The sequence below is a fragment of the Corallococcus sp. Z5C101001 genome, assembly GCF_007352635.1.
Classification (GTDB): domain Bacteria; phylum Myxococcota; class Myxococcia; order Myxococcales; family Myxococcaceae; genus Corallococcus; species Corallococcus silvisoli.
This window is the reverse complement of record NZ_VKLU01000009.1, coordinates 341,988-368,904: the sequence shown is the minus strand read 5'-3', so window position 1 is coordinate 368,904 and position 26,917 is coordinate 341,988. Positions and strand designations below refer to the sequence as shown.

The 26,917-nt window shown below is 70.5% G+C and carries 20 protein-coding genes; 9 read left to right on the top strand and 11 right to left on the bottom strand.

Translation table 11 applies throughout. The features are described from left to right. Window positions 1-25: 25 nt before the first annotated feature. From FOF48_RS21955 to FOF48_RS21930, 6 genes are read right to left on the bottom strand one after another with little or no spacing between them, the layout of a single operon-like run. The gene (locus FOF48_RS21955; protein WP_143904698.1) at window positions 26-1,036 is read right to left on the bottom strand and encodes an MlaD family protein; all 1,011 of its coding nucleotides are present in this window, start codon (window positions 1,034-1,036) and stop codon (window positions 26-28) included. After that, a complete protein-coding gene (locus FOF48_RS21950) occupies window positions 1,029-1,772 on the bottom strand; it encodes an ATP-binding cassette domain-containing protein (protein WP_143904697.1) in 744 nt (247 codons plus the stop codon). The genes FOF48_RS21955 and FOF48_RS21950 overlap by 8 nt, the downstream gene beginning before the upstream one ends. After that, complete coding sequence (locus FOF48_RS21945; protein WP_143904696.1) at window positions 1,769-2,515, bottom strand: ABC transporter permease; 747 nt, start codon at window positions 2,513-2,515, stop codon at window positions 1,769-1,771. The genes FOF48_RS21950 and FOF48_RS21945 overlap by 4 nt, the downstream gene beginning before the upstream one ends. Further along, complete coding sequence (locus tag FOF48_RS21940) at window positions 2,512-3,303, bottom strand: ABC transporter permease (protein WP_143904695.1); 792 nt, start codon at window positions 3,301-3,303, stop codon at window positions 2,512-2,514. The genes FOF48_RS21945 and FOF48_RS21940 overlap by 4 nt, the downstream gene beginning before the upstream one ends. 7 nt (window positions 3,304-3,310) lie before the next feature. Further along, complete coding sequence (locus FOF48_RS21935) at window positions 3,311-3,961, bottom strand: ATP-binding cassette domain-containing protein (protein WP_255442525.1); 651 nt, start codon at window positions 3,959-3,961, stop codon at window positions 3,311-3,313. A 51-nt stretch (window positions 3,962-4,012) separates the two neighbouring features. Continuing rightward, the gene (locus FOF48_RS21930) at window positions 4,013-5,884 is read right to left on the bottom strand and encodes a putative metal-binding motif-containing protein (protein ID WP_143904693.1); all 1,872 of its coding nucleotides are present in this window, start codon (window positions 5,882-5,884) and stop codon (window positions 4,013-4,015) included. Between the two features lie 223 nt (window positions 5,885-6,107). Between FOF48_RS21930 and FOF48_RS21925 the strand changes: the two genes are divergently transcribed. The 5 genes from FOF48_RS21925 to FOF48_RS21905 all read left to right on the top strand — a co-directional run bounded on the left by FOF48_RS21925 (window position 6,108) and on the right by FOF48_RS21905 (window position 12,975). Continuing rightward, on the top strand, window positions 6,108-7,508 hold the full coding sequence (locus FOF48_RS21925) for a TolC family protein (protein ID WP_143904692.1): 1,401 nt from the start codon (window positions 6,108-6,110) through the stop codon (window positions 7,506-7,508). Between the two features lie 5 nt (window positions 7,509-7,513). After that, the gene (locus FOF48_RS21920) at window positions 7,514-8,704 is read left to right on the top strand and encodes an efflux RND transporter periplasmic adaptor subunit (RefSeq protein WP_186002014.1); all 1,191 of its coding nucleotides are present in this window, start codon (window positions 7,514-7,516) and stop codon (window positions 8,702-8,704) included. Further along, window positions 8,701-11,808, top strand: coding sequence for an efflux RND transporter permease subunit (locus FOF48_RS21915; RefSeq protein ID WP_143904690.1), 3,108 nt, complete (start codon window positions 8,701-8,703; stop codon window positions 11,806-11,808). Before FOF48_RS21920 ends, FOF48_RS21915 begins: the two co-directional genes overlap by 4 nt. A 52-nt stretch (window positions 11,809-11,860) precedes the next feature. Beyond that, entirely contained in the window at window positions 11,861-12,379 is a 519-nt protein-coding gene (locus FOF48_RS21910) for a hypothetical protein (protein ID WP_143904689.1), read from the top strand. A gap of 131 nt (window positions 12,380-12,510) precedes the next feature. Further along, window positions 12,511-12,975, top strand: a complete 465-nt coding sequence (locus tag FOF48_RS21905) for a DUF2267 domain-containing protein (RefSeq protein ID WP_143904688.1) — start codon at window positions 12,511-12,513, stop codon at window positions 12,973-12,975. Between the two features lie 50 nt (window positions 12,976-13,025). On the opposite strand, the gene FOF48_RS21900 is transcribed toward FOF48_RS21905, so the two are convergent. Further along, complete coding sequence (locus FOF48_RS21900; RefSeq protein ID WP_143904687.1) at window positions 13,026-14,003, bottom strand: hypothetical protein; 978 nt, start codon at window positions 14,001-14,003, stop codon at window positions 13,026-13,028. A 3-nt stretch (window positions 14,004-14,006) separates the two neighbouring features. Further along, complete coding sequence (locus tag FOF48_RS36515; protein WP_186002013.1) at window positions 14,007-15,923, bottom strand: hypothetical protein; 1,917 nt, start codon at window positions 15,921-15,923, stop codon at window positions 14,007-14,009. 708 nt (window positions 15,924-16,631) lie between these two features. Here FOF48_RS36515 and FOF48_RS21890 point away from each other — a divergent pair. From FOF48_RS21890 to FOF48_RS21875, 4 genes are all read left to right on the top strand, one after another. After that, window positions 16,632-17,846: a TolC family protein gene (locus FOF48_RS21890; RefSeq protein ID WP_161665463.1), complete on the top strand. Its 1,215-nt coding sequence runs from the start codon at window positions 16,632-16,634 to the stop codon at window positions 17,844-17,846. A gap of 11 nt (window positions 17,847-17,857) precedes the next feature. Further along, window positions 17,858-21,112, top strand: coding sequence for an efflux RND transporter permease subunit (locus FOF48_RS21885; protein ID WP_143904685.1), 3,255 nt, complete (start codon window positions 17,858-17,860; stop codon window positions 21,110-21,112). Next, window positions 21,109-22,200, top strand: coding sequence for an efflux RND transporter periplasmic adaptor subunit (locus FOF48_RS21880; RefSeq protein WP_143904684.1), 1,092 nt, complete (start codon window positions 21,109-21,111; stop codon window positions 22,198-22,200). The genes FOF48_RS21885 and FOF48_RS21880 overlap by 4 nt, the downstream gene beginning before the upstream one ends. A gap of 75 nt (window positions 22,201-22,275) precedes the next feature. Next, the gene (locus tag FOF48_RS21875; RefSeq protein ID WP_143904683.1) at window positions 22,276-23,547 is read left to right on the top strand and encodes a hypothetical protein; all 1,272 of its coding nucleotides are present in this window, start codon (window positions 22,276-22,278) and stop codon (window positions 23,545-23,547) included. 7 nt (window positions 23,548-23,554) lie between these two features. Here FOF48_RS21875 and FOF48_RS21870 read toward each other — a convergent pair whose 3' ends face one another. The 3 genes from FOF48_RS21870 to FOF48_RS21860 form a co-directional block, all read right to left on the bottom strand. Continuing rightward, window positions 23,555-24,034: a hypothetical protein gene (locus FOF48_RS21870; protein ID WP_143904682.1), complete on the bottom strand. Its 480-nt coding sequence runs from the start codon at window positions 24,032-24,034 to the stop codon at window positions 23,555-23,557. Window positions 24,035-24,105: 71 nt separating this feature from the next. Further along, on the bottom strand, window positions 24,106-25,413 hold the full coding sequence (locus tag FOF48_RS21865) for a glycosyltransferase family 87 protein (protein WP_143904681.1): 1,308 nt from the start codon (window positions 25,411-25,413) through the stop codon (window positions 24,106-24,108). Between the two features lie 215 nt (window positions 25,414-25,628). After that, entirely contained in the window at window positions 25,629-26,864 is a 1,236-nt protein-coding gene (locus FOF48_RS21860; RefSeq protein ID WP_255442522.1) for a hypothetical protein, read from the bottom strand. Window positions 26,865-26,917 lie beyond the last annotated feature (53 nt).

Genomic DNA, 26,917 nt, shown 5'->3' with positions numbered 1-26,917 from the left:
ACGGACCCCGGTTCGTCGGCGCTCCTCAGTCCTTCCAGAGCATCTTCCAGGGGTGCTTGCGCAGGTCGGTGACGAGCGTGCGCAGCTCGTCATAGAGCGCGGGATCCTTGAGCAGGGCGCCGCCGGTTCCCTCGCCCGCGTCCAGCCGTCCCAGGACCCGGTCCGCCTTCGCCGCGATCTGCTCCAGTTGCCCCGCGGCCACGGTGAACCGCTGGAGGGCCAGCTTCACCTGCTGGCCGTCCTCGGGGGTCAGGGGCCCCGTCACCGCCGCCAGCCCGTCCAGGGTCGTTCCGGCGGACTTCGTGAGCCCCGGGAGGTCCTTTCGCATCACCGCCGCCACGGCCGAAGCATCGTCCAACAGGCGGGCTCCCTTGCCTCCGGGCTGCATCGACTCCTTGGCCAGCTGCGCGAGCTGCCGCAGGTCCTTGGAGGCCGCCGCCAGCTCCGAGGCCAGGACCTTCACGTCGCCCTTGTTCTCGCTCAGCACCTCGTCCAGCGTCTTCGCCAGCCTGGACACGTTGGCCGCGAGCCCCGTCACCGCTTCCGGATCCTTCTCCAGCATCTCCGACAACATCGTCACGAACCGGGAGAGCTGCTCCGACAAGAGGTCCAGGCGCGGCGCATCCACGCCTCGCACGGCCTCCGACTCGGGCAGGGGCGCGGCGGCGTTGCCTGGATTCAGTTCCAGGTAGGGCTCACCCAACAGGCCCACCGTCGCCACCGTCACGCGGGCATCCCGGCGCAGCGCGCCCCGGGCCGCGGGCTCCACCGACAGGTCCATGCGGACGGGCAGGGGGACTCCCTTCGCGTCCCGTCGCTCCGGGAGCAACTGGATGGCGTCCACCTTGCCCACCTGGACGCCGCCCAGCTTCACCGGCGCGCCCTTCACCACGTTGCCCGTGTGCGCGAAGTCCACCTCCAGCCTTCCGCCCCGGCCCAACGTCAGCTCCCCCATCAACCACAACAGCACCAGCACGCCGACCACCGTCGCGAGCACCAGCGCCCCGACCTTCAACTCCAGCCGTTGCTCATCCATCCGTCGCGCCCTCCATGAACGGCGCCGTCAGGGTCCGCAGCTCCGGGGCAGGGGACCGGAGAAAGCCCTCCGGGCTCCCCAGGTACGCATTCCGCCCCTTCGCCACCACCAGCACCCGGTCCGCGATCTCCCTCAGCTGCCGGTAGTCATGTGACACCACCAGCGCCCCCAGGCCCTGCGCCTTCAGCGAAGCCAACACCGCCTCCACCTGCGTCGCCGCCCTCCGGTCCAACCCCGTCGTCGGCTCGTCCAGCAACAGGTAGCGCGGCTCGAGCACCAACGCCCGCGCGATGGCCGCGCGCTTCTTCGCCCCGGGGCCCAGCTCCGGCGGCAGCCGGTCCGCCCACTCCTTCAGCCCCACCTGCTCCAACGCCGCCTCCACCGCGTCCTCCGGGGCCCTGGGCGCCGCGAGGCGCACGTTCTCCCGCAGCGTCCGCCAGTCCAACAGCGCGGGGCCCTGCACCAGATACGGGGCCCGTCGGCGGATGCCCACCAGCGTCCGCTCCGCCTGCGTGTCCACCCGCTCCCCGAACAGCGTCACCTTCCCGGCGTCGGGCTTCAGCAGACCCACCGCCAGCCGGCACAGCACGCTCTTTCCAGTGCCGCTGGCCCCCACGATGAAGGTCAGCTCGCGCGTGGACACCTCCGCGCTCAGCCCCCGCAGCACGGGGCGGCCCTGCTCGAAGGCAATCGCCACGTCCTCGAAGACCAGCGTGTCCGGACCGGTATCGCTCACAGGCGCACGAACTGGAACGCAAGCGACACCGTCAGGTCAATCAACAGACATCCCAGACTGGCCGCCACCACGCCTTCGGTGGTCGCGTGCCCCACCGCCTCCGCGCCCCCTCGCGCCTTCAGCCCCGCCACCGCCGCCGCCAGCGGGATGTACAGCCCGCACCCCAGCACCTTCAGTCCTCCCACCAGCAGATCCCAGCCATCCACGTACCTCGCGTCCATGAACGCCCGTCCGTCGATGCCCAACGCCAGGCTCGCCACCAGCACCGCCGACGCCGTGGCCGCCAGCGTTCCCAGCACGCCCAGCAGCGGCACCCCCACCACCCCCGCCACCACCCGGGGCGCCACGAGGTCCGCGTAGGGATCCCCCGCGGACATCTCCAGCGCCTCCACCTGCTCGTTCACGCTCATCGTGGCCAGCTCCGCCGAGTGGCTGGCCCCCGCTCGCGCCGCCGTCAGCAGGGCCGACACCGCGGGCCCCAGCTCGCGCACCAGCATCTCGAAGTAGGCCGGCCCCAGCACCGCCACGTTGCCGATCAGCTTCTTGGCTTGCGCGTTGGCGATCATCACCAGCACCGCCCCGAAGAAGGCCATGCCGGACGTCACCAGCCACACGCTGCGCCCGCCCAGCTCGTGCACCTGGGCCAGGACCTCCCGGAGGGGCACGCCCTCCCGCGTGCCTGCCCGGACCGTGCGCGCCAGCATCACCCCCGGCGCGCCGAAGAAGGACAGCACGCGCCTCATGACAGCCACCGGGAGAGGACCGTCGTCAGCAGGAAGTCCAACAGGAAGATGGCCGCGCAGCCCAGCACCACCGCGCTCGCCGCGGCCTCGCCCACCGCGCGGGCCCCTCCCTTCGCCCGGAGGCCCACCGCCGTGGACACCAGCGAGATGGCCAGCCCGAAGGCCCCGGTCTTCAACACGCCCCCCAGGATGTCGGACGGGCTCAGCAGGTCCGCGAACGTCCCGAAGAACACCCGCACCGGGAGGTCCAGGGTCAGCTTCGCCGCCACCGCCTCGCAGAGGATGGCCACCAGGAACGTGAACGTGCTCAGCGCCAGCATGCTCACCTCCATCGCCACCACCCGGGGCGCCACCAGCAGCGCGAACGGATCCAGGCCGATGCCGCGCAGGCCTTCAATCTGTCCGCCCACCTTCAGCGTGGCCAGCTCCGCCGCGTTCCTCGCGCCGATGCGCGCCGACATGATCAGCCCCAGCAGCAGCGGGCCGAACTCCCACAGCACGCCATACCCCGCCGCCCAGCCCAGGAACGCCCGCGCCCCGAAGCGCTGGATGTAGAGCACCGCCTGCACCACCACGATGACGCCCGCCAGCGCCGCCGTCGCCGTGGCCAGGGGCAGCGATTCGTAGCCGAACTGGACCAGCCCTCGCGCCAGCTCGCGGCGCTCCAGCCTCCGCAGCCCCCACGCGGTCCGGCCCGCGACCAGCGCCAGCGCGCCCACTCCGCCCACCGCGCGCATCGCCGAGCGTCCCAGCCAGGCCAGGGCGGCGGTGCTCACGGGTGACGCCATGGGGGACTCATGCAAGGGCCTCGTCCGGCGCCTGCTCGAGCTCCGGCGCCGGGGCCCCATCGTGCACCAGTCCGCCGCCTCGCAGATACAGCCAGCGGGGCAGGGGGAGATCCACGGGTGCTTCCGGCGCGGCCACGAGCAGCGTTCCCTGGCCGGCGACCTCCAGCAGCACGCGGGCCACCTGCCTCGCGGTCCCCGGATCCAGGCCCGCGAACGGATCATCCGCCAGCAACACGGCGGGCCTCGCCGCCAGCGCCCTCGCGAGCCCCGCGCGCTTCTTCATGCCTCCGGACAGCCGCTCCGGCAGCGTGTCCGCCGCGTCCGCGAGGCCCACCGAGCGCAGCACCGCGTCCGTGCGCTCGCGGGCCTCGGGTTCCGGCACGTGCCTGCGCAGCAACGGCTGCATCACGTTCTGCCGCACCGTCAGCGAGTCGAAGAGCGCGTCCGTCTGGAACACGAAGCCGAACGACGCCTGCTGCCTGCGCCGCTCCTGCGCCGTGAGCCTCGCGACGTCCTGACCGTCCCATGTGACGCGGCCGGAGGAGGGGAGCAGCAGGCCCGCGAAGGCCTTGAGCAGCGTCGTCTTGCCCGAACCCGAGCGCCCGAGGATCAGCGCCTGCGTGCCCGGAGGCAGATGGCAGTCCGTGGGTTTCAGCACGGTCCTGGCGCCGTAGCGGAGACCGAGGGCTTCGGCGCGCAGGTCCATGACCTAGGGACGGTTGAAGAACTGGTAGGTGCCCTGAACTCCCGCCGCGCCTATCCTCGTGGGCGACGTGGCGTCGATGGATCGCATCGCACGTGAACCCAGGTAGGCGGTCGTCCAGTTCGTCCCGTTGAAGAACAAGACTTCTCCCGTCACGGACGTCGCGTAGATCGCCTTCTGCCCGAAGGCCACCACGTCCGTGAGATTCACGTTCGCGGGCGCCGCGGTGCGCTGTTGCCACTTCCCCTGAGTCCACTCCAGGAAGACGCCGTTGTCCCCCACGGCATAGGCGAAGCGCGCGTTCACCACGCTCACGCCCGTCAAGTAGATGCCCGTGACAGCGGCTGGGAGCGGCTCATCCACATACGAGCCATCCGCCACGCTGACTCGGAACACATGGGGCTCCTTCACCGGGAGATTATAGTCCCGGGCCCCCACCACCCGCAGCGGTTCGGTCGCGGTCGTTCCATGCACCGCGCGGAGGTTGATGCCCAGGGTGGCGAATTGGACCGGGGCGGCGGGAGGAATCCAACGGTAGACGACTCCACCGCTCGACACGGCATAGAGCGTCGGGGAGCCACCATCGCTTGCGTTGAACCCCATGATGCCTGTGATCGTCGCGAGGGCGTCGGGAGTGGACTCGAGGGTGCAGTCCGCTTGCTCTGGCAGTTTGCTGGCCAGCTTGCCAGCCCCGCCCCCAAGGAACACCTGTCCCGAGGCACTGACCCAGGCCGTCGACCATGAGCCAGAGCAGAGGGAGAGGGACGTGCCGCCATCACCCTGGATCTTCAGCACGTTGCCCGCGTCGGCCAACGCGCCATCGCCCGCGAGCCAGGCCATGTCCTGTCCCACGGCGATGGCATTCCACTTGGGCTGACCGCTGCCCCCTCCCGGGACTCCCTGCCAGTCCAATTTGCAAGGGGCCCCGTCATCCACGGTGCCGTTGCAGTCATTGTCCATCCGGTCGCAGACATCGAACTTCCCCATCGCCATGTACACGGAGCTCTCGTCGCAGTCGGTGTACTCCGCGGTCGTGCCCGGCGGGGGCGGTCCGCACGTCACGCCGCCATCCGCGCCCGCCTCCCCATCCCCGTCTTCATCGAAGAAGTAAGCGGTGGGCTGGATGGTGCTGAAGCACGTGACGCCGCCATCCGTCATGTCGCAGGTGTTCGCTCCCGGGCACGCGAAGGCATTCTTGCATTCGCCGCCCAAGGCGAAGACCTCGTCGATCTGGTCGTTACAGTTGTCATCCTTGCCGTCGCACCGGAACTCCTCCTGGTCCGGGTGGACGAGCCTGTCGCGGTCATCGCAGTCCCCCGCACGGGAGGCGCTGGTCAGCGCGGGCCGCTGACAGCTCGGCTCTGAGGGGGGCAGATACCGGCTGCCATAACCATCGCCGTCCTCATCCGTGTACCAGACCTTCGGCCCGCCCACGGCCCCGTTCTGGTCGTCGCAGTCCGTGCCGCCACTGGACGTGCTGACGAAGCCGTCGTCATCGGCGTCCACGGCGCGCAGGGTCAGCTCCACGGGATCGGAAACGCCCTTTCCCGGAATCTCCGCATCCGCCACCGCCTCCGCGACCTGCGCGCCGTCGCAGCCCTGCTCGCGCGCCACGGCGCGGAGCCGCACGTTCTGGCTCCAGCCGGACTGCCGGAACACCGCCACGGACAGCGTGCCCTGGCGCTGGCCCGCGGGGACCTTCACGGTCGCCACCGTGTGGCGCGCCACGTCGTCCCGGTCGCTGGCCTCCAGCGTGACGCAGCCGGGACGAAATGATTCGTAATGGATCTTGATGCTCAGCGCCCCAGCCTTGAGGTCATCGCCCTTGGAGCACCCCACCCAGGCCACACCCAGCACAGCGAGCAGGAATAAACGCATCGGACACGCATTCTGGGGCGCGCCCCCCACACCCGGAGTGGGGCGACTGTCGCCACCGTCGGCAGTTGAACCCAAGAGCCTTCTTCTCGACCTTTAAACGCGCCGCGGAGGCATCGTCCAGACACGCTCCGCCATCTGCCCCCCGGATGACGTCTTCCGTGCTAGGGCCGCTGACCTCTCAACATTGGCCCCGCCCCATCGGCCCCGCTCCATCGCACGACATATGCCCACCGTCCGCCGTGCCCTCCTCGCCGCGCCCCTGGGTGCATGCCTCTGCGCATGGGCCCCGGACGCGCTCGCCCAGACGCCCCCCGGGGCGGACCTGGGCCCCGCCATCGAGTCGCCCGCGAGCGCCTTCCCCAAGCCCCAGCCCCCGGACTCCGGCGCCGCCCCCATGACGCTGGAGCGCGCCGTGGAGCTCGCCTCCGAGCGCAACGAGGCCGTCCTCGCCGCGGGCCAGGTCGCCGAGGCCGCCCACGCGCGCGTCGCCCGCGCCCGCGCCTTCTTCCTGCCCACCCTCACCGCCGGTGGCACCTATACGCGCCGCCTGCGTGAGTCCACGCGAGAGGTGGGCGGACAGACCGTCGTCCTCCAGAAGTTCAACGCCCTGGGCGCCGCCTTCACTGGCCGCGTGACGCTCTTCGACGCGCGCGGTTTCCCGCTCTACAAGGCCGCGAAGCTGGAGAGCGAGGCGTCCAAGCTGGACGCCGTGGAGGCGCGGCGGCAGGTGGCCTTCAGCGCCGCCAACGCGTTCCTGGTCACCCTGGCCAACCAGCAGGTGTATCAGGCCGCCGAGCAGCGCCTGTCCTACGCGCGCCAGAGCCTGGAGGACGCCAGGGCCCGCGCGAACGCGGGGCTCGCCAGCACCAACGACGTCACCCGCGCGGAGCTGGAGCTGGCCACGGCGGAGTCCAACCTGGCCGCGGCCCAGGGCACCGCGGAGACGAGCCGCCTGGAGCTGGGCTACCTCCTCGTGGAGCCCGTGCAGGGACAGCTCGCGCCGCCGGAGCCGCTGCTCGCGGACGCCGTGCGCCCCGCGCCCCCCCTCGACCTGCTCACCCAGGGCGCCACGGACCGGCGGCCGGACATCCTCTCCGCGCGCCTGCGCGTGCGCTCCCTGAGGGAGAACGCGAAGGAGCCCCTGGCCCGCCTGCTGCCCTCATTGGGTGCGAGCGCCCAGTACCGCCTGACGAACGAGGCGGGCCTCAACGGCAACGTCGGCGATGGTTTCCTGGCCGTGGACCTCACCTGGACCCTCTTCGATGGCGGCACCCGCTACGCCGAGCGCCACGAGCGCGTGGCCAACGCCAACGCCGCGGAGCTGAACACCCAGGCCGCCACCCGGCGCGTGCCGGTGGACATCGAACAGGCGCGGGTGAACCTGGAGACGACCCGGGCGGCGCTCGCGCGCAGCGAGCAGGCCGCCCTCGCCGCGCGGAAGAACGCCGCGGAGACCGGCATCCTCTACCGCCAGGGCCTGTCCACCGCGCTCACGCTGGCGGACGCGTCGCTCAGCCTCTTCGAAGCGGAGGTCGCGCTGGCGCAGAACCGCTACAGCCTGGGCGTGGCCCTGCTGGGCCTCCGGGCCGCTGTCGGACTCAATCCCCTTGGGAAGGAACCGTGAAGGCAATGCAACGCACTGGAATGCTGGCCCTGTCGCTGGCGGTGCTGTCCCTGGCTCCCGGCTGCAAGAAGGACGCGCCCGCGCAGGGCGGCGGCAAGAGCGGCGTGTCCGGCCGCGGCCCCCTCCAGTTCCCCGTGGAGGTCGCGCCCGTGGAGGCGCGCGACGTGGAGTACGCGGTCAGCGCCGTGGGCGCGGTGGATGCCTTCGAGCGCGTGCAGATCACCGCGCGGGTGCCGGGCGCCCTGGAGCGCGTGAACTTCAGCGAGGGCCAGGCGGTGAAGAAGGGCGACACGCTGGCGGAGATCGAACCCGCGCGCTACGCCATCGCCGTGCGGAGCGCGGAGGCCGCGCTCCAGAAGGCCCAGGCCTCGCTGGTGGAGGCGAAGGCCGGCGCCCAGCGCCGCGCGGAGGTCAACGCGCAGAGCCCGGGCCTGCTGCCCGCCGAACAGCTGGAAACCTTTCAGGCCCGCGCCGCCACCGCCCAGGCGGACGTGGCGTCCGCGAAGGCGCTCCTGGATCAGGCGCAGCTCAACCAGCGCGACGCGTACGTGCGCGCGCCCATGGACGGCGTCCTCCAGACGCGCACCGTGCAGACGGGCCAGTACGTGCAGCCGGGCGTGGTGCTGGCCACGCTGCTGCGCCGCGAGCCGCTGCTCTTGCGCTTCAACGTGCCCGCGGCGGACGTGACGCGCATCACCCCGGGGATGAGCGCGCGCTTCACGGTGCGCTCCGACGGGGGGACGTACGCGGCGAAGATCACCTACGTGGCCGCGAGCGCGGACGACCAGAGCCGCATGGTGGCGGTGACCGCGGAGGTGACGGGGGACGCGGCCCAGAAGCTGCGCCCCGGCGCGTTCGCCACGGTGAGCGTGCCGGTGGAGTCGCGCGGGGGCAGCCCGGTGATTCCGCAGACGGCCATCCGCCCCAGCGAGCGCGGCTTCCTGGCGTTCGTGGTGGTGGACAACAAGGCGCGCGAGCGCATCCTGGCGCTGGGGCTGCGCACGTCCGACGGGCGCGTGGAGGTGAAGGAGGGGCTCAAGCCCGGTGAGACGCTGGTGGTGCGCGGCGCGGAGGCGCTGCGCGACGGCGTCGCCGTGCGCGTCTCCACGGAGAGCCCCAAGCCCCAGCTCAACGGTGAGCAGCCGCCGCGAGAGGCCCGCACCGAGGGCGGCGCGGGCGCGGAGGGCCGTCCATGAGCATCACCGACGTCTGCATCAAGAAGCCGGTGTTCGCCTGGATGATCATGGCGGCGACCATCATCTTCGGACTGGTGGCGGCCCAGCGCATCGGCATCAGCCAGTTCCCGGACGTGGACTTCCCCACCATCAACATCTCCGTGTCGTGGGAGGGCGCGAACCCGGAGGCGGTGGAGTCGGACGTCGTCGAGGCCATCGAGGAGGCCGTCACGCAGGTGGAGGGCGTCAAGAGCATCACGTCCTCGGCGCGCCAGGGCAGCGCGAACATCACGGTGGAGCTGGACCTGTCGCGCAACGTGGACCTGGCGCTCCAGGACGTGCAGACCAAGGTGAGCCAGGCCCAGCGCCGGCTGCCGCTGGACATCGATCCGCCCGTCGTCTCCAAGTCCAACCCGGAGGACCAGCCCATCATGTGGCTGGGCGTGTCCGGCCCCTTCTCCCAGCAGGTGGTGAGCGACTTCGCCCGCTACCGCGTGAAGGAGCGCCTGCAGACGGTGCCCGGCGTGGGCGAGGTCATGCTGGGCGGCCTGCTGGAGCGCAACGTGCGCATCTGGGTGGACGCGCAGAAGATGGACGCGCACGCGCTCACCGTCACCGACGTCATCGCCGCGCTCCAGCGCGAGCACGTGGAGCTGCCCGCGGGCCGCATCGAGACGGAGGGCCGCGAGGTCAACGTGCGCTTCATGGGCGAGGCGTTGGACCTGGAGACGCTCCAGAACGTGGTGGTGCGCGAGGAGGGCGGCCGCCCGGTGTACCTGCACGACGTGGCCATCGTGGAGGACGGCTTCGAGGACGAGCGCCGGCTGGCGCGCGTCAACGGCGAGCCCGCGCAGGCGCTGGGCATCAAGAAGCAGCGCGGCGCGAACGCGGTGGCGGTGGCCCAGGAGGTGCGCCAGGTGCTGGCGCAGCTGCAGAAGGACCTGCCGCAGGGCATGAGCGCGAGCATCAACTTCGACTCGACGCAGTTCATCGAGGAGAGCGTGCACGAGATCGAGTTCGAGCTGCTGCTCGCGTGCATCCTCACCGCGTTCGTGTGCTGGGTGTTCCTGGGCTCGCTGTCCAGCACGCTCAACGTCGTCCTGGCCATCCCCATGTCGCTGCTGGGCACGGTGGCGGTCATCTACTTCCTGGGCTTCACGCTCAACACGTTCACCTTGTTGGGACTGGCGCTGGCGGTGGGCATCGTGGTGGACGACGCCATCATGGTGCTGGAGAACATCTTCCGGCACGCGGAGGAGGGGAAGGACCGGGTGCGCGCGGCGCGCGAGGGCACCGCGGAGATCACCTTCGCGGCGCTGGCGGCGACGCTGGCGGTGGTGGCCATCTTCCTGCCCGTCGTCTTCATGAAGGGCATCATCGGCAAGTTCTTCCTCCAGTTCGGCGTCACGCTGTGCGTGGCGGTGCTCCTGTCCTACGTGGAGGCCATCACGCTGGCGCCCGCGCGGTGCGCGCAGCTGCTCAAGACGTCGCGCGAGCACCGCAGCCGGGTGGGCGTGGTGGTGGACCGGGCGTTCTCGAAGCTGGAGGCGCTGTACGCGCGGGTGCTGGGCTGGGGGCTGGTGCGGCCCTACCGCGTGCTGCTGGTCGCGGTGGCGATGCTGGTGCTGAGCGCGTTCGCGTTCAAGGCGCTGCCCGGTGAGTTCGTGCCGTCGCAGGACCAGGGCCGCATGTCCGTGCGCCTGCAGACGGCGGTGGGCAGCAGCCTGGAGGAGACCAACCGCCTGTTCAAGCGCGCGGAGGCGTTCGTCGCCAGCCGTCCGGAGGTGACGCGCGTGTTCGTGGTGGTGGGCGGCGGGTCCAGCGTCAACGCGGGCAACATGAACCTGACACTGGTGCCGACGGATCAGCGCATGTCGCAGGCGGAGTTCGCGCAGGTGCTGCGCAAGGAGCTGAACAGCTACCCGGGCCTGCGCGCGGTGGTGCAGGACCTGTCGCAGGCGGGCTTCACCGCGCAGCGCGGCTTCCCGGTGGAGTTCAGCGTGCGCGGCTCGGACTGGGACAAGCTGGTGGAGGCGAGCCAGGACCTGCGCGAGCAGCTCCAGGCGTCCGGCAAGGTGGTGGACCTGGACACGGACTACCAGTTGGGCCAGCCGGAGCTGCGCATCACCCCGGACCGGGCGCGCGCGGCGGACCTGGGCGTGCCCATCCAGGCGGTGGCGTCCACGGTGAACGCGCTGGTGGGCGGGGTGCGCGTGGGCAAGTACAGCAGCGGCGGGCGGCGCATCGACGTGCGCATGCGGCTGCTCGCGAGCCAGCGCTCGCGGCCGGAGGACCTGGCGCTCCTGAAGGTGCGCACGGCGAACAACACGCTGGTGCCGCTGTCGTCGCTGGTGTCGCAGCAGGAGCTGCCCGCGTTGCAGGCCATCACCCGGCGCGACCGCGAGCGCGCCATCAGCCTGTACGCCAACGTGGCGCCAGGGTCGAACCAGGAGGAGGCGCTGGCCACGGTGGAGCGGCTGGGGAAGGATCTGCCCGGCGGCATCCGCGTGGTGGCGGGCGGCGCGAGCGTGGCGTTCCGCGACTCGATGAGCAGCCTCCTCTTCGCGCTCTTCCTGGGCATCGCGGTGGCGTACATGGTGCTGGGCGCGCAGTTCAATTCGTTCCTGCACCCGGTGACGGTGCTGACCATCCTCCCGCTGTCCGTGGCGGGCGCGTCGTTCGCGCTGCTCATCACGGGGAACACGCTGAACATCTTCAGCATGATCGGCCTGCTGCTGCTGATGGGCATCGTGAAGAAGAACTCCATCATCCTGGTGGACTACGCGCTCCAGCAGCGCGAGCTGGGCCTGGACGCGATGCAGGCGATGCTGCGCGCCGGCCCGGTGCGCCTGCGGCCCATCCTGATGACGTCCACGGCGACGATGATGTCCGCGGTGCCGGCGGCGCTGGCGCTGGGTGCGGGCAGCGAGACGCGCGCCCCCATGTCCATCGCGGTGCTGGGCGGCCTGTCGGTGTCCACGGTGCTGAGCCTGCTCGTGGTGCCCGCCTTCTACGTGGTGGCGGACCGCATCAAGACGCGGCTGGGCAACCGGCTGCGCGGGGGCAGGGACGGGGGCGACGAGGCGCCCGTCCACGACGCGCCCCACCCGGTGACGCACCCGTAGCCGTCAGGCTGGTCGTTCCGCCGCGTCCTTCCGCGCCACTCGGGAGGACGCCATGGGCGACCCACGCAATCCACAGCGGGCGGATGAGCCCTGGAAAGCAGACCGCCTCCGCATCGCGGAGGTGGAGCTGCGCGCCCTGGCCCCGCTCGTCACCCTCTCCGGCGGCTGGGCCTGGCACTTCATGGCCCCACCGCATGACGAGCTGAAGATCGACCACGACCACAAGGACGTGGACCTCTTCGTCGCCCCCGAGCGCTTCGCGGAGCTGGTGGGGCTGCTCGGGACGCGGGGCTTCGCGCGCATCTGGACGCGCTTCGACGCGACCTCCAGGAACTTCTACCGGTACGCGAAGTACCTGGAGGGCGCGAAGGTCATCCTGGACGTGTTCGTCCGGAGCGTGCCCTCCGTGCAGGTGGGGGACATGCGGGTGGTGGAGCCCGCCACGCTGCTGACGTTCTATGGCGACATCCACAGCACGGATGACTGCGTGTCCGTGCTCGCGGCCCGGCGGCTGTTGGCCCAGGGCATCAGCCCCATCGGGCGCAGGGAGCTCGTCACCCGGCCCCGGTGACGGGCCTGCTCCCAGGAGGCGGGCGGCCGGGCATGGCGGGCCCGGGACGATGCAGGCATTCCCGCGCATGCGCAGCGTCTTCCCGGACACGGCCCCGTTTCCGGGGCCCCTGAACCTTCGGAGACGCGCCCATGGCCTCGCACCTTCCTCCCTCGCAGGACACCCACAACGTGCCCGTCAAGGAGCGCGACGAGTCGCTCGAGCTCCAGCCGTTCCTGGACGAGATCCAGGGGGACGCGGTCATGCACAGCCAGGGCCTGGAGGCCCGGGAGGCCGCCAGCGCGGTGTTCTGCTCGCTCGCCCGGCGGCTGTCGGATGGCGAGGACGTGAAGCTCTTCCGCTCGCTGACCGGCGGCATCGGCGCCATCCTGGGCGCCTGCGCGGTGCACCGGGGGCCGTCTCGCGCGAAGCGCATTGGCCGCGATGAGTTCATCACCGACGTGGCGGACCACCTGAACATCAAGCCCGATCAGGCCTTCCGCGTCGTCACCGCCGTCTTCACCGCCGTGCGCGACCGCATCCCCGAACAGGAGGTCGCGGCGGTGGCGTCCCAGCTCCCGGCCGACCTGGGCGACCTCTTCCGCCGGCCCGTGTGACGGACGCGTGGCCCCGCGCGGCGCCCGTGGACCGGGCGCCGTCCGGCGGCTCATTCGCGGACTTGAAGCAGCACGGTGTAGCCCCCCGTGATGAGGCCGTCCTCTGTCTGCGCGATGCGCAGGAGCAGGAAAGGGGAGTCATCCGGAGGCGCGGGAACCGTGAAGCCGGCGTCCACGCGCCAGACCTCCAGGGGGCGGGACTCGAAGCGCTCGCCCACGGTGACGTAGCCCGGGGCCTCGCCGCCCTCCAGCTTCGGGAACCTCACGGTCCCTTCCTCCCGGCGGTCGACGACGTCGATGCGCTCCCACCGGAGGGCTTCCTTCAGCACCCCGGGCTCGACCTGGGTTCCCCGAGGCTCGCGCCCCTCCGGGACGTAGCGCAGGGCCTGGGCCGGCTCGCGCGCCTGGACCCAGGCGGCCTGCGCGGCGAAGGCCAGCGTCTCCGCCCCCTCCATGAACGGCGTGGCGAGGAGCGGCAGCACGAGCGTCTGTCCGGGGCTCGCGGCGGTGATGGTGACGTTGCGCTGCGCCACGTGCCGGTCGAGCTGGGGGTTCCAGGGCACCGTCGGCCGGTCCCACAGCTCGCCGTCGCTCATCACCAGCAGACACGCGTGCGTGCTGTACGCACCGGGCACCCACGGCACGGGACAGGCCACGTCCACCACCCCAGGCCCCAGCTGGTTCGGAGGCACGTTCGTGCGGACCTCGCCGAAGACCTTCGGAGCGCTCGGGGGAATGCCGAGCGCCGCGTCGATGAACGCGAAGGAGATGTGCGTCGGGAAGGACGTCAGGGTCCCGCGGTTGCGGATCCTCGCGAAGACCCAGACCGGCTCACCGGCGACGGCCTGGGTCAGCAGCTGGCCCTCCGCGTCCCGCATCCAGATGTAGGGGGACTCCCAGAAGGGTTGGCCCGCGGGCACGGGTCGGAGTCCCTCGTCCGCGTCGCCATGGGGCGCGATGAGCCAGACGCCCTGGGGGACCGCTTCAAGTCCCTCGGGCCAGGGTTCGTTCTCGTCCTGCCGGCGCATCGCTCACCCCTCGCTTTCTGGCACCGCGTTCACCGGGTCCGTGTAGGGCGCCGACAGCTCCCAGGTGAGCCACCCGCGGCCCCGGTCGTTGTCCAGGTTCCAGTCCGGCAGCGGTGCGTGGGATTGGATGAGCTGGACCCCCGCCTGCACGGCGGGGCCGAACGAGCCGTGGATGCCTCCGGGCCAGCTCGCGGGCGGCCGGGCCAGGTCCTCCGTCGCGGCGTTCGCGGCCGCGTCGTCGACGATCGCGGAGGGCCACAGCCCGGAGAAGGGCCAGACATCACTCATGGGCTGCTCGGTCGCGGTCCCATCCGGGTAGGTGTTCCAGGTGCTGAGCGTGCCTGTCCAGGGCACGTGCAACCCCTCCATGCCCCGGCTCCGGCAGACGCTCGCGGCGCTCAGGTACGAGAGCGGCAGGTTGTCCGTGAAGGTGAGCTGCCGCGAGGGCAGATCGAACTCGGCGGGGAAGGGGGGCTGGAGCCCCGCGAACACCGTCAGCTTGTGGAGCGCGTCCAGCCCGTTGAACAGGTAGACGGAGGTCCAGTGGAGCTGGCACTCCAGCTCATCCCAGTTCAGCGTCTCTTCGCCGTCGACCATCATCGCGACTCCGCCCGCGATGGCGCCCGCGCCCACCGCGAAGCCGCCCAGCGCGCAGGAGACGACCCCCGCCAACGCCAGGATGATGCCGGAGACGATCTCCCCCACGTCCGGATCATGCTTGGCGTTCGGGGGCGGCGCCTTGAAGGGCGCGTTCGTCTGGGGATCGATGAGGGTGGGGTCCACCCAGACGGGCGGCGTCTTGTCCGAACACGCATCCGGCGGGTCCGCCGGGGGCATGGGATTGCAGCCGATGACGTCCCCGGAGGTCTGGAACCAGAGCTGGATCCACAGGAGCAGGTAGGCGACCTGGAGCCGCTCCTCGGTGAAGAGCGGGCCCTCGTGGGACCCGTAGGCCTCCGTCCACGCGTTGATCCAGAAGGCCGTGAACGCCGGGGGCAGCACGTGGGGCAGCGCTTCATCCGCGACGACGCTCCGGCCCAGCTGCTCCGCGTCCAGTCCGCCCGCGACGTCCACCAGGGTGTGCAGCCGCGCGGCGCAGAGGCCCGGCCAGGCGGTGAAGGGAGGCGTCGGGGCGCCCGTGGCGTCCAACGTCGCGTCCGCGCCATAGAAGCCCCAGACCCAGGCATCCACGAAGTGCCCGATGAAGCGCGTGCGCCACCAGTGGTTCCGGTAGCTGGAGCCAACCAGCGAGTTCATGAAGCCCGTGCCGCACGCGAGCGAGGCGTAGGCGACCGTCCAGCCCAGCGCGTACGCGATGAAGCGCGGATCGCCGCTGGCCTCGGCCTGGGCTCGCAGCCGGGTCGCGAAGGTCCCCGGGCGTTTCCAGTGCAGCCAGTCTCGCCCGTTCCACTGCCGCGGCGGAATCAGGGTCGTGGGATTGAGGAGGGGAGGCTTGCTGTTGCGCCCCATCTTCCTGCCGATGTCCGCGAGCTTGTCCTTGTCGGAGAACCGCTTCATCACCCGGCCCAGGTCGGAGGAGGCCTGCTGCACCACGTCCAGCCCACCGCTGTCCCTCAAGGCCACCAGCCCATCGAAGTCATGGTCCTTCACGAGCCGCGTCACGCGCGACAGGAACTCCTGGAACGTGCGCAGCACCGGCACGACGCCCGGGGTGCCGTCCGTGGGGTCCCCCACGGCGAACCGAAGGACCTCCACCCAGAGGCTGTAGTAGGGCGCCCGGCCCCCTCCCAACCCGGCCGTGGTCTCGAACGGGACGAAGTCCCCCAGCGCCGGGCCCAGCGCCCCCAGGTGGTACCACTCCGGGTTCGCCTCGATGACGGCGGCCTCGGGCGCACCCGCCGCCTTGAGTGAATCCAGCGCGCGCCGGGCGATCACCAGACGGGTCGCGAGTCCTGGCATGGCGAGCCCCTAGCGTTGCGTGCAGCCTTCGCAATTGCATTGGCTGGCGGGGATGCCATTGCGCTCACAGTCGTCGCGGCAGGCCTGGCAGCTTCCACCTCCGCCCCCGCATTGCGACGCGGCCATCAACCCTGTCACGGACAGCGCGGCGAGGAGCAGCCCCGCGCGCAGACGCGGAAGGCGGCTCAGGGAGTCGCGTTGATTCGGCATGGCAACCTCCGTCGAAACACAGCAGTGGCTTGCCCGCCCGCGCGCCCCGTCCTCCTCCACCATCCGTGCTCTTCGTTCGTACGTAGAAGCCAAACCTGGGATGCGCCCCCTGCCTCTGGCAATCCCTCTCCTCACGCTCGCCCGGAGGCTGTCAGCGCCGCGGGCTCGGCTGCCGCGGGCATTGCCCTCCCCAGGACAATGCCCGGCCCCGCCGGACTGCTTATTCCACCTCACGTCAGGCCTATCATGTCGGCGGCCTCCTCCTCCGCCGTGATCCAGACGGAAGCCCAGGGGGGCGACATTTCATCCGGTCGTTCGGGAGACGTTGCGCTGAGCCGCCTCGGTCGTGGGTGAGCTGGCGGGTTGGAGCGGCGTGAGCAGATGCGCAAGCCAGGGAGCGGGGCGGGCCATCACCGGCAGCTGGCAGTGGTCGGGGCATGCCTCGCACTGCTGGCGCCCGCACGCGCCTGGCCAGAACCAGGGACCGAGCCCATCCGGTTGTCCTTCACCGAGGCGCTGCGCAGGGTCTTCATCCGAAACCCCGACGCACTCATCGCCTCGGAGGAGATCGCTCGGGCGCGCGCCGTGGTCGAGCAGGTCCGCGCCGGGTCCCTGCCGACGGGGACGCTGGCCGCGACCTACACCCAGCTCAACAGCGCACGCCTCACGACGGGCACCCCGACCAGCGTCATCCTGCCGAGGATCGGCTTCAACGCCGCGGGGACCGTGGGGATCGGGCTCGACCCCCGGCGCTGGGTCCAATGGTCCCAGGCGCGCGACAACGTCACCGTGGCGCGGCTCGGGGCCGAAGACGTGCGCCGGCAACTCGCGGTGACGGTGAGTCAGGTCTACCTCTCGGTGCTGGTGCAGCGGAAGCTGGTGCAGGCCGACGAGAACGCCGTGCGGAATGCGGAGGCGCACGTCGACTACACCCGCACGCGGCTCGACGCGGGCAACGGGACGCTGGTCGACTTCCAGCGCGCCTCCGCGCTCTACTTCACCGACCGCGCCCAGCTGGAGCGCACCCGGTTCCTCCTCGTTCGCTTGCAGGAGCAGCTGGGCATCCTGCTCGGGGAGAGCGCCCCCGTGGACGTCTCCGCGGAGATCCAACTCCCGGCGGCGCCGTCCGACCTCCGGCGCGCGCTCGAGGACGCGGACCGGCTCCGCAGCGACCTGCGCCTCGCGCGCGAGCGGCTGTTCGCCACCGCGAAGGTGCGTCGGGACTCCTGGGCGGACTTCATGCCGTCCGCGTCCGCCAGCTTCGAGGTCCAATACCAGACCCCGCCGACGCAGACCCTCCCCACCGAGAGCTGGCAGCTGCTGGTGATGGTGGCGTTCCCCGTCTACGACGGCGGCCTTCGGTACGGGCTGCTCAAGGAGCGCCGCGCGCTGGAGAGCGAGGCGGGGGTCCGGCTGGGCGCCACGGTGCGGCAGGTCCGCTCCGATGTCCGGACCGCGCTCGTCGAACTCGAGCGCGCCCGCACCGCGCTGGAGCTGGCGCGGGAGGCGGCGCGGCTCTCCACGGAGGTGTTGCGCCTCACGACCGTGAGCTACCGCACCGGACTCTCGAACGACCTCCAGGTCATCGACGCACAGCTGGCGTCGCGCAACGCGGAGATCTCCGCGGCGCTGGCGGAGAACGACGAGCGACAGGCGCAGCTCGATCTGCTGAACGCCACGGGGCATTTCCCTCCTACCGGATCGCTGCCCTAGGGGGATGACGCATGTGGCTGGTCCTGTTGGCGCTCCGGCGGTCGTACTCGGTCGCGACGTTCTGCATCGTCATCGTGCTGCTCGGGTTCCTCTCCGTGCGCGGCATGCTCACGGACGTCCTGCCCGCCATCAACATCCCCGTCGTCATCGTCGTCTACAACTACCCGGGCCTCACCGCGTCGGACATGCAGAACCGCGTGCTGCTCGTCGCGCAGCGCGGGTACTCGACGACCGTCGACGGCATCGAGCACATGGAGGCGGAGTCCATCCTCGGGACCGGCATCATCAAGCTCTACTTCGCGCGGGACGTGAACGTGAACGCGGCGATCGCGCAGATCACCGCCCAGACGCAGCAGCAGCTGCGCTTCATGCCGCCGGGCATCACCACGCCCAACATCCTGCAGTTCAACGCCTCCAACATCCCCGTCGCGCAGCTGACCCTCTCCAGCTCCAACCAGTCGGAGCTGGAGGTGTTCGACTATGCGCAGAACTTCCTGCGCCTGCGGCTGTTCACCATCCCAGGCCTCCAGGTGCCGCCGCCTTATGGGGGTGCCACGCGTCAGGTGAGCGTCGACATCGATCCGGTGAAGCTCGCCACCAAGGGCCTCTCCCCGCAGGACGTGGTCAACGCGGTGCTGACCTCGAACGTCATCCTGCCGGCCGGCTCGGCGCGCATCGGGCGGCGGCAGTTCGACGTGCTGCTCAACTCCAGCCCGACGAGCTACGAGGACTTCAACCGGATCCCCATCAAGCTCGTCGACGGCGCGATCGTGTACCTGGGAGATGTCGCGATCGCGCACTCTGGCTACGCGGTCCAGGAGAACGTGGTGCGCGTGAACGGGCGGCGCGCGACCTACCTCGCGATCCTGAAGAAGAGCACCGCCTCGACGCTGGTGGTGGTGGACTCGGTGCGTGAGATGCTGCCGACGCTCAAGGCCGCGGCGCCGCATGGGATGGAGCTCCGCATCGACTTCGATCAGTCGGTGTTCGTGCGGGCGGCGGTGTGGAGCGTCGTCCGAGAGGGCGCGACCGCGGCGCTGCTGGTCGCGCTGATGACCCTCGGGTTCCTCGGCTCCTGGCGCAGCGTGCTCGTCGTCTGCACGTCCATCCCCCTGGCCATCCTGAGCAGCATCATCGGCCTCTTCCTGACCGGCCAGACGCTCAACCTGATGACGCTGGGCGGGCTGTCGCTGGCCATCGGCATGCTGGTCGACGACGCGACCGTGGAGATCGAGAACATCAACCGCAACCGCGTCCACGAGCCTCGGCTGGCGGTGGCCGTGCTCAACAGCGCGCGGCAGGTCGCGATGCCAGCCCTGGCGACGACGCTGACGATCTGCATCGTGTTCTGCCCGGTGGTCTCGTTGACGGGGCCGGCGCGCTTCCTCTTCGTGCCGCTCGCGCTGTCGGTCGTGTTCGCGATGCTCGCCTCGTATCTGCTGTCGCGCACGCTCGTCCCCGCCATGTCACACCTGCTGCTGGGCAAGGAGCCGCCCGAGTCGGAGCAGTTCGATCCGTCGAGGAAGCCCTCCCGCTGGCAGCGCTTCAACGCGTGGCGCATCCGCTCCTTCGAGCGCCTGGAGCGCGGCTATGCCTCGGTGTTGAAGACGGTGCTCGGCCTGCCGGTGTTCGTCCTGCTCATCTTCTTTCTGCTGTTCCTGGCCTCGGGCGCGCTCGCCACGCTGGTCGGCCTGGACTTCTTCCCGACGGTGGACACCGGGCAGCTCAAGATCCACTTCCGCGCGCCCATCGGCAGCCGCATCGAGGACACCGAGCGGCTGGTCGCGGAGCTGGGTCAGGAGATCCGCAAGGTCATCCCCGCCGAGGAGCTGGTGACGATCAACGACAACATCGGCGTCCCCATCCCCGTCAACCTGGCCTACGTGCAGAGCGACAGCATCGGCGAGCAGGACGCCGACATCCTCATCCAGCTCGCCCCCAAGCACCGCCCGAGCGCGCTCTACCGGCAGCGCATCCGCGACGAGGTGGTGCCCCGCTTCCCCGGCTCGGTCCTCTATTTCCAGTCAGGCGATGTGATCACCCAGGCCCTCAACTTCGGCTCATCGGCGATCATCGACGTCCAGCTCCAGGGACAGCAGATCGAACCGCTGTACGCCGTCGCGCGCCGCATGCTCGACGACATCCGCGTCATTCCCGGGATCGCCGACGTGCGCATTCCTCAAGTCCTGGAGCACCCCGCGTTCGCGGTCAACGTCGACCGCTCGCGGGCGATGCAGATCGGCCTGAGCATTGAAGACGCGGCGTCGAGCCTGCTGACGTCGCTGACCGGCACGAGCCTGTCCAACCCCAACTTCTTCGTCGACCCGAAGAACAACGTGAACTACCCGGTGGTGGTGCAGACGCCCGTCCTCGACATCCGGGACGTCATGGGTGTCTCGTCCACCCCTCTGTCCGCCTCCGCGGCCTTCACGACGACGACGCAGACGACGAACGCCGGGACGTACGCGGGCACCCTGTCCATGGCGCGGATCGCGCCCACGCTCGGGACCATCGCGACCACGACGCTGACGACCAACGCGGCGCGGCTGGACCAGTACACGGCCCGGCCGCTCCTCAACATCCAGGCCAGCGTCGAGGGGCGCGACCTGGGCGGCGTCGCGCGCGACGTCAACCGGGTGATCGAGCGGGTCACCAAGACACTGCCGCCCGGCGCCAGCATCGCCTTGCGCGGGCAGAGCCAGGCGATGTTCCACTCCTTCTCCGCGCTGGCGCTGGGGATGATCGTCGCCATCGTGCTGGTGTACCTGCTGCTCGCGACGCTGCTTCAGTCCTGGCTCGACCCGTTCATCATCATGGTCGCGATTCCCGGCGCGCTCATGGGCGTGGTGTGGATGCTCGCGGCGACGGGCACGACCATCAACGTCGAGTCGCTGATGGGCGCCATCATGGTGATTGGCATCGCCGTCTCGAACTCGAACCTGCTCGTGAACTTCGCCAACGACATCCGCGTCGAGCGGAACCTCGATGCGCTCGACGCGGCGGTCGTCGCCGGACAGACGCGCCTGCGCCCAGTGCTGATGACCGCGCTCGCGATGATCCTCGGCATGCTCCCGATGGCGCTCGCGCTGGGCGAGGGCGGCGAGCAGAACGCGCCCCTCGGGCGGGCGGTCATTGGCGGGCTGCTGGTCGCCACGTTCGTCACGCTGTTCGTGGTGCCGCTGGTCTACGCCCTCCTGCGGCGCAAGGAGCCCTCGAAGCACCTCCACGACGCCCGCCTGAAGAAGGAAATGGAGCCGCTGCCGTGAGCCGCCGCAAGACCCAGCTCGTCGGCGCCGTCTTCGTGCTCGTCGCCGTCGCGGCGGTCGCGGTGCTGTATCTGCATCGGCGAGCCAGCGAGCGGGCAGGGGCCGACCAGCGCCAGCGCGCGGCGAACCTCGGCCCGACGGTCCTGGTGACGAAGGTGGAGAAAGGGGGCGCATCGCGGCGCCTCACGCTGCCCGGAGAAGCGCGGCCGTTCCTGTCCACGACGCTGTACGCCAAGATTCCGGGCTACCTGCGCGAGATCAACACCGACAAGGGCCTGAGCGTGAAGAAGGGCGACGTGCTCGCGATCCTCTGGTCTCCGGAGACGGAGCAGGACGTGCGCGCGGCCGAGACGGACTTCAACCTGCGCCGCCAGCTGGCCGCGCGGGCCGAGGAGCTGGCCCGGGTGGGGGTGATGTCGCGCCAGGACCACGAGGTCGCGGACGCGCAGCTGCGCACGTCGATGGAGACGCTGAGGCGGACGCGCGAGCTGCACAGCTACCAGGTGATCGAAGCGCCATTCTCCGGGCTGGTGACGGCGCGCTATGCCGACCCGGGCGCGCTCATTCCCGCGGCGACGGGCTCGACGCAGGCGGCGCAGCCCATCGTCGACCTGGCGGATACGAGCACGCTGCGCATCACGGTGTACCTCGGCCAGGACGCCGCGACGTCGATCCGCGTCGGAGACCCGGCGGTCGTCTGGACGGATGACCAGCCGAACCGCCGACTCCAGGCGAGCGTCTCGCGGATCTCGGGCCAGTTGGAGCCGCGCACGCGCACGATGCTGTCCGAGATCTGGCTCGACAACCGGAACGTCGGGATCCTGCCGGGGACGTTCGTGCACGTCGAGGTGAACGTCACCACCCCGCCGTTCCCGACCGTTCCTGACGCGGCCGTCATCGTGCGCTCGGGTCAGGTCCGCGCCGCGGTCGTGGAGAACAACAAGATCCGGCTCGTCCCCATCTCGATTGGCACGAGTGACGGCACCCGCATCCAGGTGAAGGAGGGGCTGAAGCCCGGCGAGCTCGTCGCGAGCGACCTCCCGGCCGAGCTGGACGATGGCGCGGTCATCCAACCCGTCTACCGGTAGGCGCGTCCCGGGGCGGAGGCCCCCCGAGGGCAGGCCTCGCCTCTCTCGCGGACACGCTCTACGCTCACGGCCCGTATGCATCCTCACGTCCCGAGCGTCCGCCTGGGGTTGTCGCTCTTCGCGCTGCTGACAGCGTGCACCCCCAGCTATGTGCTGCACACCGCGCAGGTGCGCACCCTGGCGGAGGCGGGCCAGTACACCGAGGCGCTGAAGGAGCTGGACGCCGAGGCGAGCCGCGCCTCGCTGGATGCCCTGCTCGTCAGCGCGGACCAGGGCGGGCTGCTGCACCGCGCGGGGGCGTGGGAGGCGAGCAGCCGCGCCCTGAACGAAACGGCGGCGCTCGCGGATGCTCGCGAGACGGTGAGGCTGTCCGAGGAGCTCTTCGGGAGCGCCCCCTGGCGCATGGGGACGCTGGAGCGACAGGCGCTGCACACGCTGAACGCGCTCAACTACCTCCAGCTGGGACGCCCCGAGGAAGCCGCCGTGGAGGCGCGCCTGACGAACGCGCTGCACCTGCGACAGCACCTGGAGAAGGTGCACCGCGCCCGGTTCGAGCAGCACCTGATGCTCGTGCCCTTCGACGAGGACTTCCGCGCGTACCTGGAGCGCAGCGCCATCGGCCTGTACGTCAGCGGGCTGGCGCACGAGCTGGCGGGGAACGAGGAGTCGGCGTTCCTCGACTACCTGGAGGCGTGGCGCGTCACCCGGCGCGCGCCCCCCGGAGCGCCGTCCCACCTGAAGCACCTGGAGCCGAAGCTCCTCGCCGAGTCGCGGCGCCTGGAACGCGTGGAGCGCGCGGAGCTGGAGCGTCTACTCCCCGGGGTGGGGGAGCAGGAGACCGGCGCGCAGGACTCGCACGGGGAGCTGGTCGTCATCGTGGAGGCGGGGAGGATTCCCCAGCGCTGCGTGTTGCCCAACTCCATGGAATCCGTCTGGTCCGTCTGCGCCCGCGACTGGTCCCACGCGCGGGCCGCGGTGGAGGTCGGGGGCCACGCGTGGCCCTTCGAGACCGTCACCTCCCTGGAGAACCTGCTGTTGCGCCGCGGTGGGCTGGGGGTCCTCTCCGATACGGAGCGGGCTGGGTCCATCGCGGTGAACACGGGCCTGGTGGCGAGCTACATCCTCCTGCCGCCCGTGGCCGGGGTCCTCCTCTCCCGCCGGGTCATCGAAGTGGGCACCCGGATGGAGCAGGGCTGGCTCAGCCTCCCCGCGGAGTTCCAGGTGGCCCGGCTGTCGCTCCCGACGGGACGGCACTCGGTGCGCATCCAACTGGGCTCGAACGAGCAGGTGCGGGAGGTGGACGTCGTCTCGCGGCGGCCCCAGGTGCTCGTCGTGCCGATGAACTGACAGACACCTACGGGGCGCGCTGGCCCGCCTGCTTCGCGCCCTCCTGGAACCTCCGCGCGTCTTCCGGACGGAAGCGCTCCAGGACCTTCATCTCCAGGTCCTCGGCGCGCGAGCCCAGATCGGAGGGGGGAGGTGGCCGGCGCTGGGACACGCGGAAGATGTGGAGGTGGCTGCGTCCCTCCGCCTCCCAGCCCCTGACGAGCAGCCCCGTCTCGCCGAGCGGCTCGGTCTTGGCCCCGGGGAAGTTCACCGAGAAGGTCCGCACCCCCTCCGCGCTCCGGGTGCCCTCCGTCCACTCCTTCGCGCTGGCCGCCCGCGCCGTCACCGCCACCGCCTCTCCCCACAGCGCATCCAGTGGGACGTCGTAGCTGTAGTCATACAGCTGCTGTCGCAGATAGCCCTCCTCGGCGAGGGACCGGCGCAGCCCTCCACAGCCCATGACGAGGAGGACACCCACGAGGAACAGTCGATGAAGCACAGGGGCCATGGTCCTCGAGTCAAACGCGCGGGACCGCGCGCGACAAGGCGCTTGCGAACCCACGCGACGAATGCGCGGCTTCAGACGGCAGGCGCGGTGGTGACGGGGGACACCTCGGCGGGCTCGCGCACAGGAGCGTGGCGCAGCGCCCACATCACCAGGGAAGCCCACAACAGCAGCGGCGCCAGGGATCGCAGCGTGGCCACGCCCAGGACGGCACCGGAGGCCTGGAGCCGAAAGAAGATGGGGTGCACGGCCACGACGCACATCGCGGCGCCCAGCAGGAGCCGCCGCGCGGAAGGCTCCTCCGGCGACGCGACCACCTCACAGCCCAGCAGGTAGATGACCGGCAGCAGGAACACCAACTGCGAGCCCCACGAGGCAGGCGACACCTCGAAGATGGTCGCCAGCACGAGGCAGATCTCCAGGTTTGCGCGTTCGGGAGTCCAGGGCGTCCGGCTGAGGCGCCACAGGACTCCGACCGCGATGCTCGCGATGGCGCCGCACAACACCATGGGAACCGCGGCGGCGAACCAGGGCGGGACCGGGTTGCTTGGAAACGCCGGGTTCTTCAGCAGGAAGCGTCCCGTCAGGGCAGGCACGCTCAGATTGGACGGATCCGTGACCCCGCTGAGCCCCTTGGGCAACTGGGTGAGCGAGCTGGCCCGCACGACGTGCTCATGCCACTGGCTCCAGCCGTCGAATGGCAGTAGCGCCCAGGACAGGCCCGCGCCCAGGAGGAGGAACGCGCTGCCCCAGAGCGCGATCCGCCACTGTCGCCGCAACAGGAGTGGGAGCAGCAACAGGCCGAAGTGGAACTTGAGGAACACCACGGCCGCTCCGGCCAGGCCTCCCACCCCCGCCATCCGCCCGCTCCGGTGCACGTGCCACACAACGCAGACCAGCAGGAGCAACACCGGGTTCACCTGGCCCATGCCCAGCGACGAGTAGATGGGGGCGAACAGCAGGGTGTAGACAATCCCATACCTGAACGTTCGCCGGCTTCTCGTCAGTCCAAGCGCGGAGGCCATGAAGGCAAACATGGCCGCACTGGCGAGGAGGTTGATGACGAGCATGACCCGGGCCGCGGTGACGAACTCCAGGTGCTCGATGAGCCCGAAGGGCAGCAGGGCCGTTGGCGTGTAGATGAAGGGCGGTACGGGCTGTCGCCCTGGAAGCCATTCTCCTCCCACGGCGCGCAGCGTCTCGCCGTTGTAGGGGCTCGTCTGGTGGGAGAAGGCCATCCGGGCCGCCGCCCAATACGCGCTGAAGTCGAGGTCCACGCCTTGCGGCGCGAACGCGACGCTCCGAACCGCCAGGGTCAGACAGACAAACGGGATGAACAGGAGCAGGCCCGCCTTGGGGCTGATGCGTCGAGGAGGCGTCATGACCGGGTGCACGGCCTTTCAACGGGAGGTCCTGCCCTTGGCGCCGGACGGAGCCTGCGACCACGTATAGCCTACCGGCATTTGCTGTTAAAGCTAGCTATCCAGATTTACGACTGGTTCTCTCGAAGGGGGCCGTGCCACGCAAGGCCTTGTGCCTGTCCAGGTTGAACGAACGCTGTCGGGCCCCGTCCTGGACGGCGGCCAATCCGGCTCGACTAGTGCCAGATGCCGGCGCCCACGCCCCAGGCGAGATAGAGGCGGGAGACGTCGATGAAGCTGTTGATGCGCCATGAGGTCTCGGGCGAGGTCAGGCCAAAGACAGACCACCGGAACAGGCGCAGCTCGACCCCGGCGGTGCCATGCAGGCGCGGCTGGATGCCAACGAAGCGGCTGGGCTCGAGATAGCTGCCCAGGCGCAGTTGGAGCCGATTCTCGATGGGCTCGATCTCCGCCCCCACGCGCGGCGAGAACACGACCCGGCGCCCGGACCGCTCCAGTTGCTGCGACAGGAAGGACTCGAAGCCAATGGCGTTCGACACCGCGCCGCTGATGAGCACCGAGCCCGTCAGCAGCAGCTTCCCGCGCGGCAGGGTCCTGTATTGCTCTTCACGGTCCGGGCCCCACGCGATCTGGAGAGGGCGGGGGCCGAACTGGTAGGCGAACCCTGCTTCAATCTCCCAGGGGAGCTTGACCGAGGAGGGCAGATAGAGGCCCGCGACCCTCACGTTGCCGTCAGCATCGGCGGGGGTTGGACTGCCCGGCAGCAGCCGCCCCTGGACCGGGGCGCGGAGCGACAGGGCCGCGCGCATCGGCAGCGCCAGCGGGGTCCAGAGGGCGCCTGCCTCGACGTTGATGCCGAACATGCTGGCGAGGTTGCTCTTCGTCTCCTCACCCGCGTCGATTCCCAGGGACACCGCGCGCAGGCCGACACCGACCACCAGCTCGCGATCGAGCAGCGCGCGCGCGAGCTGGAGCTGGAAGCGGGTCATGCTCAGCTGGAGGAGCTGCCCGTTCGCGTCCAGGCCCAGCGTGTAGTTCTGGAGGGATGCGAGCCCCCCAACGCCCCAGGGGCCCCACTGGATCAGCCCACCCATCTGGGTGAAGAGGAAGTCCTTGTAGGCGAAGCCCACCGAGCCATTGTTGTCGAAGTCGGTGTCGCGCAGCGAGTTGGGAAACGTGAAGCCCAGCGACAGGTCATAGTCGACGTACTTCGTCGAATAGAGCGAGCGCGCCGCCGGAGCCGCCGTGTTGACGCCGATGCCCTCCACGCCCTCCGCGAGGGGCGCGTACGCGCCGGCCAGCCCCGACACCCGCACGGGTGCCAGCACCGGTCCCTGGAACACGTCGATCGCGTAGTTCGAGCTGCGCAGGGGCGGGTTGGCCGCGAGCGCCACGGGCCCCAGGGGCAACACGCCAACGGCCGCGAACAGGGCGAAGAGAGCGGAGCGCATCGAGAACCCAGCCCCCACACCGCCGGTCCGTGCGTGACACGGACCGACGGGAG

Bases quoted from the DNA above. Each gene is read 5' to 3' on its own strand.
- FOF48_RS21885 (WP_143904685.1), top strand. From the start codon at position 17,858: ATGTGGCTGGTCCTGTTGGCGCTCCGGCGGTCGTACTCGGTCGCGACG.
- FOF48_RS21865 (WP_143904681.1), bottom strand. From the start codon at position 25,413: ATGACGCCTCCTCGACGCATCAGCCCCAAGGCGGGCCTGCTCCTGTTC.
- FOF48_RS21910 (WP_143904689.1), top strand. From the start codon at position 11,861: ATGGGCGACCCACGCAATCCACAGCGGGCGGATGAGCCCTGGAAAGCA.
- FOF48_RS21955 (WP_143904698.1), bottom strand. From the start codon at position 1,036: ATGGATGAGCAACGGCTGGAGTTGAAGGTCGGGGCGCTGGTGCTCGCG.
- FOF48_RS21870 (WP_143904682.1), bottom strand. From the start codon at position 24,034: ATGGCCCCTGTGCTTCATCGACTGTTCCTCGTGGGTGTCCTCCTCGTC.
- FOF48_RS21940 (WP_143904695.1), bottom strand. From the start codon at position 3,303: ATGGCGTCACCCGTGAGCACCGCCGCCCTGGCCTGGCTGGGACGCTCG.
- FOF48_RS21920 (WP_186002014.1), top strand. From the start codon at position 7,514: ATGCAACGCACTGGAATGCTGGCCCTGTCGCTGGCGGTGCTGTCCCTG.
- FOF48_RS21945 (WP_143904696.1), bottom strand. From the start codon at position 2,515: ATGAGGCGCGTGCTGTCCTTCTTCGGCGCGCCGGGGGTGATGCTGGCG.
- FOF48_RS36515 (WP_186002013.1), bottom strand. From the start codon at position 15,923: ATGCCAGGACTCGCGACCCGTCTGGTGATCGCCCGGCGCGCGCTGGAT.
- FOF48_RS21900 (WP_143904687.1), bottom strand. From the start codon at position 14,003: ATGCGCCGGCAGGACGAGAACGAACCCTGGCCCGAGGGACTTGAAGCG.
- FOF48_RS21860 (WP_255442522.1), bottom strand. From the start codon at position 26,864: ATGCGCTCCGCTCTCTTCGCCCTGTTCGCGGCCGTTGGCGTGTTGCCC.
- FOF48_RS21925 (WP_143904692.1), top strand. From the start codon at position 6,108: ATGCCCACCGTCCGCCGTGCCCTCCTCGCCGCGCCCCTGGGTGCATGC.
- FOF48_RS21915 (WP_143904690.1), top strand. From the start codon at position 8,701: ATGAGCATCACCGACGTCTGCATCAAGAAGCCGGTGTTCGCCTGGATG.
- FOF48_RS21930 (WP_143904693.1), bottom strand. From the start codon at position 5,884: ATGCGTTTATTCCTGCTCGCTGTGCTGGGTGTGGCCTGGGTGGGGTGC.
- FOF48_RS21905 (WP_143904688.1), top strand. From the start codon at position 12,511: ATGGCCTCGCACCTTCCTCCCTCGCAGGACACCCACAACGTGCCCGTC.
- FOF48_RS21875 (WP_143904683.1), top strand. From the start codon at position 22,276: ATGCATCCTCACGTCCCGAGCGTCCGCCTGGGGTTGTCGCTCTTCGCG.